This is a genomic window from Pantoea sp. SIMBA_079 (genome assembly GCF_046940275.1).
GTDB classification, from domain to species: domain Bacteria; phylum Pseudomonadota; class Gammaproteobacteria; order Enterobacterales; family Enterobacteriaceae; genus Pantoea; species Pantoea borealis.
The window spans coordinates 1-254 of sequence record NZ_JAWRYR010000617.1 but is presented as its reverse complement, the minus strand read 5'-3'; the positions used below and the strand labels follow the sequence as shown (position 1 = coordinate 254).

Genomic DNA, 254 nt, shown 5'->3' with positions numbered 1-254 from the left:
CGAAGGGCCGTCGCGCAAGGATCCGAACGAGCTGACCGGCAAGACCGAGAACATGCGTTCGGTGAATTTCGCCGGCGATCCGCGGCTGGTCGGCCAGTTCGTCGACGTGGTGATCACCGACGCGCTGCGCAATTCGCTGCGCGGCCGGGTCGTGGTGCGCGACGCGGCCTGAGCCGGGACGCGCAACATCGTGCACCGCGCGCGTCAGTGGTGCCGCTCGGACGCTGCGGTTGCGCCGCGCGCCGATAACGCCG

At 70.5% G+C, this 254-nt stretch carries 1 pseudogene; it reads left to right on the top strand.

The window, feature by feature from the left end:
* A pseudogene (locus SB719_RS21415) lies at window positions 1–154 on the top strand (TRAM domain-containing protein); the annotation flags it as partial.
* Window positions 155–254: the final 100 nt, after the last annotated feature.